At 29.3% G+C, this 13,428-nt stretch carries 18 protein-coding genes; 2 read left to right on the plus strand and 16 right to left on the minus strand.

From position 1 onward, the window contains the following. Positions 1-1,240: 1,240 nt before the first annotated feature. Both MBORA_RS03480 and MBORA_RS03485 read right to left on the minus strand, forming a co-directional pair. Positions 1,241-1,501, minus strand: a complete 261-nt coding sequence (locus tag MBORA_RS03480) for a hypothetical protein (RefSeq protein WP_042691806.1) — start codon at positions 1,499-1,501, stop codon at positions 1,241-1,243. After that, positions 1,502-1,708 (minus strand): hypothetical protein, encoded by a 207-nt coding sequence (locus MBORA_RS03485; protein WP_042691810.1) that lies wholly within the window; start codon positions 1,706-1,708, stop codon positions 1,502-1,504. Between the two features lie 883 nt (positions 1,709-2,591). On the opposite strand from MBORA_RS03485, the gene MBORA_RS03490 reads away from it, so the two are divergent. Together MBORA_RS03490 and cas4 are read left to right on the plus strand one after the other, a co-directional pair. Further along, positions 2,592-3,665, plus strand: a complete 1,074-nt coding sequence (locus tag MBORA_RS03490) for a DNA polymerase subunit beta (protein WP_042691813.1) — start codon at positions 2,592-2,594, stop codon at positions 3,663-3,665. Positions 3,666-3,810: 145 nt separating this feature from the next. Next, on the plus strand, positions 3,811-4,596 hold the full coding sequence (cas4, locus tag MBORA_RS03495) for a CRISPR-associated protein Cas4 (protein WP_042691815.1): 786 nt from the start codon (positions 3,811-3,813) through the stop codon (positions 4,594-4,596). Here the strand turns inward: cas4 and MBORA_RS03500 are convergent, their stop codons facing one another. From MBORA_RS03500 to MBORA_RS03565, 14 genes are read right to left on the minus strand one after another with little or no spacing between them, the layout of a single operon-like run. Then, the gene (locus MBORA_RS03500) at positions 4,597-5,256 is read right to left on the minus strand and encodes a DUF5612 domain-containing protein (RefSeq protein ID WP_063720232.1); all 660 of its coding nucleotides are present in this window, start codon (positions 5,254-5,256) and stop codon (positions 4,597-4,599) included. Then, on the minus strand, positions 5,243-5,512 hold the full coding sequence (locus tag MBORA_RS03505; protein ID WP_042691816.1) for an energy-converting hydrogenase B subunit P: 270 nt from the start codon (positions 5,510-5,512) through the stop codon (positions 5,243-5,245). Before MBORA_RS03505 ends, MBORA_RS03500 begins: the two co-directional genes overlap by 14 nt. 10 nt (positions 5,513-5,522) lie before the next feature. Continuing rightward, the gene (locus MBORA_RS03510) at positions 5,523-6,521 is read right to left on the minus strand and encodes a respiratory chain complex I subunit 1 family protein (protein WP_042691820.1); all 999 of its coding nucleotides are present in this window, start codon (positions 6,519-6,521) and stop codon (positions 5,523-5,525) included. A gap of 4 nt (positions 6,522-6,525) precedes the next feature. Next, positions 6,526-7,653: a hydrogenase large subunit gene (locus tag MBORA_RS03515; RefSeq protein WP_042691823.1), complete on the minus strand. Its 1,128-nt coding sequence runs from the start codon at positions 7,651-7,653 to the stop codon at positions 6,526-6,528. Positions 7,654-7,665: 12 nt separating this feature from the next. Continuing rightward, positions 7,666-8,112 carry an NADH-quinone oxidoreductase subunit B family protein gene (locus tag MBORA_RS03520; RefSeq protein ID WP_042691825.1) on the minus strand — a complete coding sequence of 149 codons (447 nt, stop codon included), beginning with the start codon at positions 8,110-8,112 and terminating at the stop codon, positions 7,666-7,668. After that, positions 8,113-8,604 carry a 4Fe-4S binding protein gene (locus MBORA_RS03525; protein ID WP_042691827.1) on the minus strand — a complete coding sequence of 164 codons (492 nt, stop codon included), beginning with the start codon at positions 8,602-8,604 and terminating at the stop codon, positions 8,113-8,115. It lies immediately after the preceding gene. Beyond that, positions 8,605-10,014, minus strand: coding sequence for a 4Fe-4S binding protein (locus MBORA_RS03530; RefSeq protein ID WP_042691830.1), 1,410 nt, complete (start codon positions 10,012-10,014; stop codon positions 8,605-8,607). 12 nt (positions 10,015-10,026) lie between these two features. Continuing rightward, a complete protein-coding gene (locus MBORA_RS03535; protein ID WP_042691834.1) occupies positions 10,027-10,275 on the minus strand; it encodes a hypothetical protein in 249 nt (82 codons plus the stop codon). A gap of 9 nt (positions 10,276-10,284) precedes the next feature. Continuing rightward, the gene (locus MBORA_RS03540; protein ID WP_042691835.1) at positions 10,285-10,758 is read right to left on the minus strand and encodes an MnhB domain-containing protein; all 474 of its coding nucleotides are present in this window, start codon (positions 10,756-10,758) and stop codon (positions 10,285-10,287) included. Next, positions 10,755-10,994 (minus strand): hydrogen gas-evolving membrane-bound hydrogenase subunit E, encoded by a 240-nt coding sequence (gene mbhE / locus MBORA_RS03545; RefSeq protein WP_042692159.1) that lies wholly within the window; start codon positions 10,992-10,994, stop codon positions 10,755-10,757. The genes MBORA_RS03540 and mbhE overlap by 4 nt, the downstream gene beginning before the upstream one ends. A 34-nt stretch (positions 10,995-11,028) precedes the next feature. Further along, positions 11,029-11,364 (minus strand): hypothetical protein, encoded by a 336-nt coding sequence (locus MBORA_RS03550; RefSeq protein WP_042691838.1) that lies wholly within the window; start codon positions 11,362-11,364, stop codon positions 11,029-11,031. Further along, a complete protein-coding gene (ehbF, locus tag MBORA_RS03555) occupies positions 11,361-12,815 on the minus strand; it encodes an energy conserving hydrogenase EhbF (protein WP_042691842.1) in 1,455 nt (484 codons plus the stop codon). The genes MBORA_RS03550 and ehbF overlap by 4 nt, the downstream gene beginning before the upstream one ends. Beyond that, complete coding sequence (locus MBORA_RS03560; RefSeq protein WP_081738325.1) at positions 12,808-13,194, minus strand: cation:proton antiporter subunit C; 387 nt, start codon at positions 13,192-13,194, stop codon at positions 12,808-12,810. The genes ehbF and MBORA_RS03560 overlap by 8 nt, the downstream gene beginning before the upstream one ends. Next, positions 13,194-13,427 (minus strand): DUF4040 domain-containing protein, encoded by a 234-nt coding sequence (locus MBORA_RS03565; protein WP_042691847.1) that lies wholly within the window; start codon positions 13,425-13,427, stop codon positions 13,194-13,196. The genes MBORA_RS03560 and MBORA_RS03565 overlap by 1 nt, the downstream gene beginning before the upstream one ends. Between the last annotated feature and the right edge of the window lies 1 nt (position 13,428).

Here is a 13,428-nt window from a genome sequence, read left to right on the forward strand (position 1 = left end):
AGTTGAAAATTTAGCCAAATCCGATTAAAAATAGCAATCGATGTGTAATTTCAACTGTATATGGCCTTATAATTACACATCGATTTTCATAATTTAGGATTAAAAATACTAATTATTGGACAGTCCCAATATAACTAATTGCTTTGTCGAAAGTTTGTTGGTTAAATAATTCATAAAAATAATTCGATATATTTTTTTATTTTTTGTTCTAAGTCTTCTTTTTTTATCTTTTAGAGTGTTGGCAGAAATTATTGAGTTTTAATTAATGTTCATTTTTTGTCCTGTTTTTATACTATTTTTTAAATTGTCTTCATTTTCATGATTTATTATTTTTTCATGCGAAATTAGCTTCTTATTTTTAATTTAATAATTAAATTCAGATCAATTTTCAATAATTATTTATTATTTTCATTGGTTTATTATATTACTAGTTAATAATTTATTATTCTTAATTAGAGTTATTAAAATTGTATTGTCCAAAATTGTCATGATGACATGATTGTCATTTGATTATTAATATATTTATAATGATACTGTCGAAAATTGTCATGATGTAACTTCAGTTTTTTGATGTATTTTTTAAAACATTTCTTTCTATCCATCGGATTTTTTGTAGTTTTATCCATCTTGTTAATCCCTTTTTTGTTCTATAAATTCTTCTCATATATTGTGGTAGTGTTATTTTGGAGTATCTTTCTATTTTATCGTTCGTTTTTGGTATTTGTGGATTTTTGAAATAGTTTATTGTTTTATCGAATTTTTTTATTTAAATTTTTTAAGAATTTTCGTGTATTATCATCAAATTAGTTTAATTGAGTGTATATTGTGTTGAATCTTCTTGTGGATGCTTTTTCTGTTTCAGTATTGTAAATATTGGATATTCTTTTGTTTGTTTTTTCTTGTTTTTTATTTATTAGATACATTGCCTATTTTTCCTTTGCTATATTTTTTTAGTTCATTTATTTTTTTCTTCATTTTTTTCTATATTTGATTTTAATGTTCTAATTCTTCTTTATATTTTATTTATTTCATAAGATGTGTGTTGTGGTTTTTGATTATATGGAATATGCATAGTTGATGGTTGATGCATATTCGTTCTGTTAGGGGAGGGGAGGTATGCTGGATATCCATCAGTTATTAGTATTTTCTTCGGCAGTACTTCTAAATAGAATATTTTAAAAAGATTTCGATAAAATCTTGTTAAAATCTTATTGATATATTACTTGATCGTATGATTAAGTTATTTACACCATCTATTATTGACTAACCTAACTATTTTTTCACCATTTTCGTGTAAATATCTCTCATCGTAATGATATATGCCACTGAGCTTGATTTTATTTTCTTTTTGTGTGATTAATGAATTAGAATATGATGATTCATGATAATATACTGTTTGAAGATTTAATTTTATTCCATTTTCGAGTTTTATAAGTTCTGCCTTTTTTTGATAAGACAAATATGCAATTGATTCATATTCTGTTGATTTTTCACATATCAATCAGGGCATGATTTGAAAATCTCTTTTATAAAATTCTCTAAGCTCGTTTAATGTGTTTTTCCACAATTTGAACAATATATATTGTTTACATATATTTTCCCATTTATTTGGTTTAGCTACTATAGAACCATTACTATTCATTAAAATACTAGGTCTTTCATACTCATAATAAACAATTTCTGTATAATAATCATCATAATAATTCATGGAAAAAATCTAAATCATCTGGGACTGATTATAATTACAAACATTCAATTGATCACGATCAAAAAAAATACAAAGGTCTATTTGGAAAGTCAACTATATTATATGCTTGTAAAGGGTTTTAAGGAATTCATACATAATAATATGCCATTTACACTATTTATATTCTCCTATACAATCTATAAAAAATGATTAATGCTCTAATTTAATATTTTTTATCAAATTATTAATATATCCAAATCTAATTAATAGGTTAGATTTAAAAAAGGAAACAATGCATTAAAATAACACAATTAATTTAATTTAATCAATGCAATAGGTTTTAATCAATTTAAGAATCTAAAATAAGTTTATTTTTAATATAATTAATTGTAAAGTATTAAAATAGAAATAATAAGATAACTTATTAACAATCGAATAACAATCAGGGCATCATGACAATTTTGGACAGTGCCGTATAACATCTTCCGACACTACAAAAATTACTTCAACCTACCAATAAACAAAATAAAAAGAAAAAAGGAGTTAAAAACAAATACCAAGTCGACCAAGCCCACTTAATAAGAAAAGTAAAAAAATACTTACCTATAAGGATTTTAAACCTCATATCTTCAATAATAAGAACTTACACGAAAAAATTAATAGAATTCTACATAAAATCACCAAACCAAATCACGAAAAAACCAACAACACCCAGAACTCATCAAAAAGCACGAAAATTCAACATGAACTACAGACCAACACGAGAGATAAAAAAAATATAAAAAATTAGTTAGGTTGACGACATTGCAAAGTTTTTAAAATGCCAAAACTAGTTTATAATTAAATTATTTATTATACATCCAACAATTAATTAATAATAACAATATCTAATGGAGATTCTAAAATGGAAAAAGTAAGGACAAGAGATTTTATTTATACAACAGATGGATTATATTTTGCTTCAACCAATTATATCCATCCAAATGATAGATACATATCCTTTTTAAGATATATTCCTGATTCAAAAGGAGACCGTGAAAAAGATGGAGTTAAATATAGAAAAGTCGATTCCACAGAAGCATATGATTATTTAAGAAGAAATTATCCTGATTATTTATATTTTAGTGATGTTACTAATGTTGAAATGATGGGAGTTCCACTAGATAAAGTAGAAAGAATTATTAAACCTGAAAATAGACTTTTAGGTCTTAAAAAGACAATTGAATCTGGTGAAGAAGTTAAAAACCCAAAATTAATAGCTAAATTAATGGATGTTGCTGACTTTTTTCATTATAAAGCAGATATTGCATATGAAAATCTTGGTATTTCTGGATCAATTTTGCCTGGACTTCAAAAAACATGCGCTTCTGATTTAGATTTTGTAGTTTTTGGTCTTGAAAATCACAGAAGAGCAATATCTACATTTAAAGAATTCAAAGGCCAAGAAGTTTATATCGAAGAAGTTAATAAAAGCGTGAAATTAGATGGAATTACTGATGATTATTGGGATTTTGTATATAATAAAAGAATAAATGATTCTAGTTTAACCAAAGATGAGTTTAAATGGTATGAAAATAGAAAAGCAAATAGGGGAACAATAGACGGAACCTTATTTGATATTTTAGCTACTAAAAATTATGATGAAATTGAAGGGCAATGGGGAGATCCTGTTTATGAACCTCTTGGAGTGAGTAAAATAGAGTGCGATATTAAAAGTGCACTTGGAGCCTTTGATAATCCATCATTATATAAAGTTGAAAATGTTGAAGTATTAGACGGAGTTGAAGTCCCAATTAGTGAAGTAGTTTCTTTTACACACACTTACGCTGGTGAAGTAATTGACAGCGAGCATGCAATAGCTAAGGGAAAAGTTGAAAAAGTCATTTCAAAAAATGGGCACAAACATTACAGAATCGTTGTTGGTACTACCCGTGAATCAATTGATGAATATATAAAACTTAAAAAAAGTCCAGTTTAACCACGATAATTTTTTTATTTTTACATCAATATTGAAGAATATATAAGATTTTTACAGGTTTAAAAAGAATTTAAAGCATTTATAACTTCTAATTATTTATATTATCAAATTAAAACTAATATTTAAGAACTTAAGAGGTTATAAAATGATAAATATATCTTCAATAAAATTAAATATGTATTGTCCAATGAAATTATACATACAAACACATGTAGATAGTGAAGAAAAAGAAGATTTCCAAATAGCTATTGAAATTAAAAATCTTAAAATAGACCTTCAGGACTTAATACATAAAAATATGAGAAAAATCAAAAAAGAAATGCCAATCAGCATGATTGAAAATATTTTATCCGAAAACATCAATTCATACATTGAAAACACCACAAAATCCCTAAATCTAAATTTAAGTGAAGATAAAATCGATGAAATCTATAAAACAACTAGTTTTAATATTAAAATAACTGCTTTAAAAGTTAAACAAGCCATGATTTTACTTGACAGAGATGCCAATGCCATTGTTGATATGTTCTTTCCAAACTGCATGTATTCTTATCTTTTAAAAGATTCTAGAATAGAATTAATCGGAATGTGTGATAAAATTGAGATAATTGATGGAAAATATTATCCAATTAGCACCAAAAGTACAATCCCCCCACTTAAAGGGGTTTGGAATGCTGATGCAATTGAATTAGTCGCTAATGCTATTCTAATAGAAGAAGAATTTGATACGGAAGTTTTTGTTGGATTTGTTCACTATACTGCTCTTGATGAGAAAAGACCTGTAATAATGGATGTTAATTTAAGAAAAGGATTGTTTGAAGTAATAAATGAAGTTAAGGAAATAATCAATAATAAAAAGTATCCTAAAGTTAAGACAAGCGAGAAAAAATGTGGAAATTGCGAATATAAAACAATTTGTTTAAAGGATTGATTAATAACGAATATTATCCCCTAACTTACTTATATCAAAAACAGCAGTATCTGCTATCGCCATTACAGCTAAAACACCAGCTTGAAGTGGATCCGTAATTATTAAATCTGCGTATTTTGTAACACTCCCAGGCATATTTAAACAAATAACCATTAAATTACTTTCTTCTTTTATTTTTTTAACCGTTTTTGTAATTTCTCCTCCCATTAGTGAACCTGCTAGAACTAATGCACCAACACGAGGAAGTCTGGAAATTGATTCAATAGCTTCAGCCAGTTCTTTTTCACCAACTAATGGAATTGTATCAATACTAATGCGTTCACCACGAATATTATGCCTATCAGCTTCTGCAATAGCCCCCATAGCTACTTGAGAAACTTGTGCTCCACCACCAACTATGATTATTCTTTTTCCATAGATATCTAATTGAGAAGCATGTAATTCAACAGATTTAACTTCGTCTATCTTTTCAATATCCAATACTAACTCATCAATATTTTTAACATTTTCTAGTTCTAAATTAATAGAACCTGTCTTATTTTTTTCAACAAAAAGATGAACATAACTAATATTAACGCCATGTGATGTTATAATATCTGTTATATCATCCAAAACTCCTTTTTTCTCATCTGTTTTAATAGTAATACTATAATCTTTCATTTTTTGGCCTGATTTTATCTAGTTCGGCATGTGCTTTTTTCCACATGCTTAAATAATTATCATCTTTTTTAACAGGAATTACATCAAGACCTAAATCCCTATGTTCTTCTATCCATTCTTCATGAAAAACCGGAATTTCAATTTTTATGGGTTCAGATATTTTATTTACAATAATAAGATTCCTATAAGGGAAGTCCCATTCAACAATATAACCCCCAAGACTTAATATGTGATATGGCCTCATAACAAATTTCAAAATAATCACCTTATAATAATCCTAATACAATAGCCAATATTCCAAGTAAAGTTGAACCTAAGATAGTAGGCAATAACTGTCTGTTCGTAAATACTGGAGTAAATGCTGAGAAAATTCCCATCATAAATACAAATATTAAGGTCACAATAATATTTATAATTATATCAAATGAGAAAATATTTGGTGGTACTCCAATAAATAATACTGAAAACAATGCTCCAAGAGTAAACATGAAAAATCCTCTTGTTAATACTACAACTGCCCTATATTTTGAAGCATATTCCATATATGGCCCTTCAATAACATCACATTTTGCTTTAATGATTGAAAAAGGGTATTCATTTAATATAATCATGTATCCAATGAAAAATACAACAGCTGCTATCATACCAGCTACAGTAAATAAAAATGGTCCATTAATATGTTGATATCTAACAATGTCTGCAATAAAAATACTTTTAGCCTGTGTTACTGGAGCAAATAAAGCTAAGTACAATGGAAATGATCCATATGTAATCATTCTTAAAGATCTTCTAGAACTAATATCTTCAATGGAAGATCTTGTAAGATTAATATGAGCTGCACCCTTTACTAAATCTGGAAATGGCATTCTAATAGACATTATTGATTTAGATAACGCACCCATTAAAACATAACATATTTCTTCTACTTTAAGAAGCCCTACAATAGCTATTAAACTAGCAAATGCAGGAATCACATAAGAGTATGGTGTTAAAATTATAAACACGGATAAAACTACTAAAAAGCAGATTATTGGCAATGCCTTGTATAATCCAGGCACATCTGTTGAAGGCTCAATATTTTCTTTAAACATGAATTTAATTGGAGCCATGACCCCTAAAGAAGTTACTGGCGGACCAATTCTCTGCTGAACTCTAGCATGAATATATTTTCTTTCAATTCCAGGTAATAATGTAGAAATTATAAAACAAAGCATTACAGTAAGTATTACTGCAACAAGTGAATATATAATAGTTGATTCAAACATTTTTTTACCTCCTTATTATCTCAATTGCCCTATCTGTACATGTAAAACAAGGGTCACATTGTACAATACATAATTGTGCATCAGTAATTTGATCTCCAATACAAGCATATTGCATAGCTCCAATATTAGCCATGGATGGAGTTCTAATTATTCCATGCCTCAATCTACCACTTTCAAGTGCATAAGAATGATATAAAGTTCCTCTTGGAACCTCAATATAACTTTCTATTATATCAGTGTCAAACATTTCCCAATTTCTATTAACTAGCTTTCCTTCAGGTAAATTATCTATTGCTTGACGAATAAGATTAATTGATTCAAATGATTCAAGAACTCTCATTAAAAGATTTGATTTAACATCTCCATCATTTTGGGTAATTATGTTAAAGTCAAAATTATCATATTCAAACATGCTTGTTCTTAAATCTCTTGCAACACCAGTAGCTCTTAAAGTAGGTCCTGTAACTGCTAATTTAATTGCTTGTTTTTGTGGTAAAACTCCAATTCCAGTAATCCTTGACATGATTATTGAATCAGATGTAAACCTACTGGTGAAATTGGATAATCCCTCTTCTAATTTATCCATATCATTTTTAAGTCTTTCAATCCTATTAGAATCAAGTTCACACCTTGGTCTTACTCCTCCTAAAACAGAACATCCATACTGTACTCTGTTACCTCCAATCATAGCCAATAATTCCATTACAATTTCCCTTAAATAAAATACTCTCATTGAAAATGTTTCATGAGCAAGTACTTCACATCCATGAGCTAAATAAAGAAAATGTGAATGCAATCTTTCAAGTTCTCCCATAATAACACGAATATAATTAGCTCTATCAGGAATTTCAATACCCAATCCAATTTCTGCAGTTCTACAGGAATTCCATATATGTGAATTAGAACAAATTCCACAAATTTTTTCTGTAAGAGCATTAGCTTTTTCAATCGGAAGACCCTCCATGATTCTCTCAATACCCCTATGATTAACGCCAATTGTAATTTCTGCTTCTTGAACTATTTCATCTTCAACAAAAATTCTAACCCTATACGGTTCCAATGCAGCAGGGTGAACTGTACCCATTGGAATTTCAGTTTCTATAATATTACTTTTTGGTACTTTCTCATCCATTATCTTTCCCCCTCAATCCGCATCTAATAATGTAGGTAAAAGTGATACAACCCCAGCTAAAACATCTTGAGGTCTTACAGCACAACCAGGAATTTTTGCAGTAACTGGAATAATTTTATCAACTGGTCCTTCAATTTCTTCAGAAGGAATATCTCCATGAATATTTTTATAAACTCCACCTATTAAAGCACAGCTTCCAGCAGCTACTACCAATTTCGGTTCAGGAATAGCTTCATAAATTTTCTCTAATGGTTTTCTATTTAAATGTGTAACCGGTCCAGTAACAACCAGAACATCTGCTTCACGAGGATTCCAAGTTAAAAATACTTTATATTGCTCAGCATCGAATTTAGGTGATAATATTGTATTAACAATTTCAATATCGCAACCATTACATCCCCCAGTATAAACTAACATGACATGTATTGCTCTTGCTCTTGAAAATGATTTAATTCCCATCTAATCACCATCCTGCCTATTTTTTAATATAGTTTTATCTGAAAGATATTTTGAAATGACTTTGAGTTTATCTTCAGATATTTTAACTGGTTGGTTAATGTATTTTGAAACATCTACAATTTGATTTCCAACATTATTTGGATGAACAGCACCCTTAACTCCATATAAAGAATATAATGGACAGAAATCATGACAATAATAACATACTACACATTTTAAAAGATCCATTTCAGGTACTTCGGTTTTAATCCAATTTTCAGTTATTTTAACTGGATGAGCTAATTTTTTCATTTCAATTGCATCGGTTGGACAAACATTAGCACAACCAGCACATCCAATACATGCAGATTCATCAACACGAGGTTCATTTTCAACAGAAAGGGTTGAAATTTGTTCTCTTAATTCCATGTCAGTAACTCTATCTGCAGCAAAAAAGATTCTCTTGAAGTTAGTAAATGCTCCTTCTAAAGCTATTTTAAGCATATTTATCATTTAAATACCTCCTATTGAATCTTTAAATTTTCTTTCAAATAAAAATGCATTTGCAGGACATGCATTTTTACATGCCCCACAAAATATACATTTATCATCATTAACAATAAAATTACCATCAATTTTATCAATTGCTTCATATGAACAAATGTCATAACATAGACCACAATGCATACATAATTCCTGGTCAATGAAATTAAATCCACTAGCTATTTCACGTTTAAACATTGTATTTTTTGGAATTGCATCTACTGGACAATATATGGCACAGTTTTCACATAATACACATTTTTCTAAATCCACTATAATATTTTCTCTTTGAAGTGTAATTGCATCTTTTGGACACACTTCTGAACATATTCCACAAGATATACATTCATCTGAAACTCTTCCATCCCAGACCGCAGTCATGTATTTTCTAGCATTTTTCTCGTCACACACCTGTACACATTTACCACAAGATACACAAAATGAAGATAATGTTGGAAGTTCTTCTTCTGTTAATTCATCAAAAACAAACATTTCACCATCTTCTTTAAGTATAGAAACTGGGCATGATTTAATAGCTACTTCATGAGTCCTATTTTCAACATCAAAAGTTGGATTGTATCTTAATTTATTATCAATATTTCTAAGGGAGTCATTTTCACATGCATCCGCACATAATCCACAATTTAAACATGAGACAATACTACCATTTGGTTTATGATTAAGTCTATTAACCGTAATTTTAAAATCATCAACAGAAATCGCATTGTGTGGACATGCTTTAAGACAATTAAGACAAAGTGTACAGGTGTCTGTATTAACTAATTGGTTTTTATTCATTGATCCATTTGGACAAACATCAGCACAAATCCTACATCCACTACAAATTCCCTCATCCCTGTCTAAAACAACATTAATTGCAGTTGTTGGACAATATTTTTGGCATCTTCCACAAAATATACAATTATCAAAGTCTGTTGTAAAAAAACCTCTACTTACCTCAGTTATTTTATTGCTCTTATGAGGAATGTCCTCAATTGGAGGCATTAATATTTTTAATGAATCAATGAAATTTAATTGCTTTTCTTTTGTAAGTTCAAATCCATCGATTCTTGAATTAATTGGACATGCTTCTCTGCAAACACCACAACGTGAGCAAATACCATAAACAACACCATCATCAATATGAATATTGTTTGTAGGACAGTTGTACATGCATATTCCACAACCATTACACTTTGCTCTATCTACTACATAACCACCATACTTATTTTTAAATATTGCATCATTAGGACAGTTTTTATAACATATCCCACAAGTAAGACAACTAAAAGCTTTTCCATTTATTAACCTAATAGCTTTTGTCGGGCATTGTTTAATACAATCTCCTTTCCCTTCACATGTATTAGCTGATAAAAACATTATAAAAACCCCTTATTTACTCCTTGCAAACAGTAATTTGCCTGTAAACAACCCTATTAATGCAGCTAAAAATCCAGTAGCTATTGGTACATCATCATAAAATGGAAATTGTCCTAATTGCCATGCCATAATAATTCCCGCAATCAAAATTATTAAAAATGATGCTAAAGTGAATTTTGAATCATTTACATTGAGTTTTATTTGAGATCCAATTACTAGCCCTAAAATTAATCCAAATATTATTGGTCCTATAACTAACATTAATTCACCTCAGTCTCCTTCTCCTAATTTTTTAAATCCATTAAAAGCTATTACAATTGCAGATAATCCTACAAACACTTTTAAACCAACAAACACATTTAAATAAGGAATAATACCTGCATTAGTTGTATCTGGATAATGGAAAATATTTTGTATAAATGCTGGAATAATATTAGCTAAATCTGTTCCAGTATTATATAAAAAGAATCCACCTGCAAATAAACCAACTAAACCTAAAGTAATGAAACCTAATGCTCCTATTGATTCTAATACATCAATATATAGATGTGAAAATTCTAAAGGAGATCTATTTATCCCATAAACAAGTAAAGACAATATAACACCACTAGCAATCATTGACCCCCCTTGAAAACCTCCACCTGGAGTGATATGTCCTCCAAGAATTGTCATTATGCCTAAACAAATCAGTAAGATCGAAATTGGTAAAGCAATAATTTTAAGAATCACACTACCTTGACTCATCGTTTATCCCCCAACAAACCTCTACCAAATATTAATAAGACAACTAATCCTGCAGTTAATAATATAATTGATTCACCTAATGTATCATAAGCTCTGAAATCAAAAATAACAACAGTTACTAAATTTGGAGCTATTTTAGTCCCTAATGCATTGTAAATATTACTTACCCCAGGAATAATGTGTCCGTTTAAATGATACATTGCATCAAGTAAAGTAATAGAAAACAATGTTGCCATTAATGTAGCAATTAAATTTTTAACAGTTCTACTACTAGACAAAATTACCACCCCAATATACAAACAATACAATAACTCCAAGAACAACTACTGCATAAAACAACATTTTCTCCAATGAATCATCTTGTTCTATTTTAAACTTTGAAATAAGAGGAATATTAGTAATTAACACAATAGCTAGAATTAGAGAAACAAGTCCTGCAAGTAATATACTAATATGTCTTAACAGCAATGCAGACAATAATAATGAAACAATTATAAATATTTCAGAAGTAATGCTTCCAGAAACATCCACATTTGTCACTTGACCTGGAGAAAACAATTTCCTAAATTGTTTTACAACATCAAAAATTTGATCATAAAGTTTCATAATATTCCTCCTACATATTTAGTAATACCAACTGTAATAATATAAGGATATAAACCAAATACAATAACTAATATTAATAAAATTCCCATTGCAAATACCATGGCTTTTGGAACTTCCTTATCTACAATTTTTAAACTATTTGGCCTTGGTCTTAAAAACATTGCATAAAATGTTTTTACAAATACAACGAATGTTGCAATACTTACCATAATCGCCAAAATAGCAAGTTCTGGATAACCTGCATTTAGTATCGCTTGAACAATCATTAATTTTGACTGGAAACCACTTAATGGAGGTACACCAGCCATAGCTAAACCTCCAATTAACAACATTATTCCAATTTTCGGATGAAATGCAAATAAACCTCCAATCTTACGAGTGTCAATCTCATTTGTTGCATGAACAATAGCTCCAAATCCTATGAATAATAATGCTGTGAAAATTAATTCATTTAAAGCTTGGAAAAGACCTGCAGTGATAGATAACTGAGTTCCAAGCCCAAATCCAAGCCCAATAAATCCTAATTCACCAACAGCTAAAAATCCTATCATCCTTCTAAAGTCAGTTTGTGTTAAAGCAAGTGAAACCCCTAAAATCATTGCGAAGATGGAAAAAAACAATACAAGCACTTCAAATATTGGAAGTGAATGATAAATTCTAAATAATATTAATCCTATTGAAATCATTGAAACAACTGTAAATGATTGGAGTAATGCTGCTCCATGAGGTTCTGCTTTACTGTAAATGCCAGATTTTATAGTGTGAAATGGAGGTAAACCAGAAGCATATAACCATCCGAAAAATATTAAAGCTAAGGATAATAAGAATACTGGAGATGTAGCATCAACTAAACCACCATCAACTAGTGATACTATATCAGTAATATTAACATTACCAGTTATTGCTAATAAGAATCCAATTCCTAAAAGCATTATTGAACTTCCAATGCAACCTAAAAGCATATATTTTAAAGCCATTTCATAACTATACTCAATTGATGAAGCTGCAACTATACCTACTTGTGTTAAAGCTAATATTTCAAAGAACACGAACATGTGAAAAATATCATCAGTGAGTAATATTGCAGTAACTGATGCTGTACCCATGAACAAAAGGAACAAATAAGGTCCTGAAGCTTGTTTGTATTTAGTTAAATAAATAAATACAACTAAAAATGTTAAAAGACCAACAGCTGCTATAAACAATTGCTGAATAAAATCAAATGAATACGTAATAGCTGGATGATATACTGTATTTGTTAAAGTATCAAACAATGGCTCATAACCTCCAAAGAAATGTAGGCCATAATTAGAAATCAATGGAATAATTGGAAGTGCAATTGCTACAACAAATGCTAAATATTTGATTGTCTTATTGAATTTTGAAAAAAGACTAATAATTAAAGCACACATCATAGGGACAATGACCATTAATGGGATTAACTCATTCATCGAATTCCTCCTGTTTTGCAGTATCTGCTAACATCACACGTGTGCTAAGTGTACCATATCTTTTATAAAGAACCATCACTAAAGCAAGCATAACAGCTAATGTACTTGCGCCAATTACAATACTAGTAAGTACTAAACCAAAGGGCAATGGATATGCTGCATTTGTAGCAAACCATGAAGTATCCATGTTTGGCATTAAAATTGGAACAACACCTCCAGGTTTATAACCAATAGTTACAATGAATAAATTAGCTCCTTCTTCAATGAAATTAATACCAATAATCTTCTTTATAATATTATCAACAAAAATTGCTGCATAAACACCAACAATAACAAGTGCAGCAGATGCGAATAATATTGTAAGCTGAATTTGAGCCATCATTTATCCTCCCTTTGAGTTTTTTTAACAGCAAGTGCTATAAACACAGGGACAATGGCTGCACCTACAATTGCTTGAGTTAAAGCTACATCTGGTGCTAGTAATATTTGGAAAAGCAATGCTAAAGCACCACCTGAAAACCCTGTTAATATAGCTGCCTTAAGTAAATCTTTCTGAATAAGAGCAAGAATTGCACTTAAAACTGTAATTATAATTAATACAAACTCTAACATC

The organism is Methanobrevibacter oralis (assembly GCF_001639275.1).
Taxonomy (GTDB): domain Archaea; phylum Methanobacteriota; class Methanobacteria; order Methanobacteriales; family Methanobacteriaceae; genus Methanocatella; species Methanocatella oralis.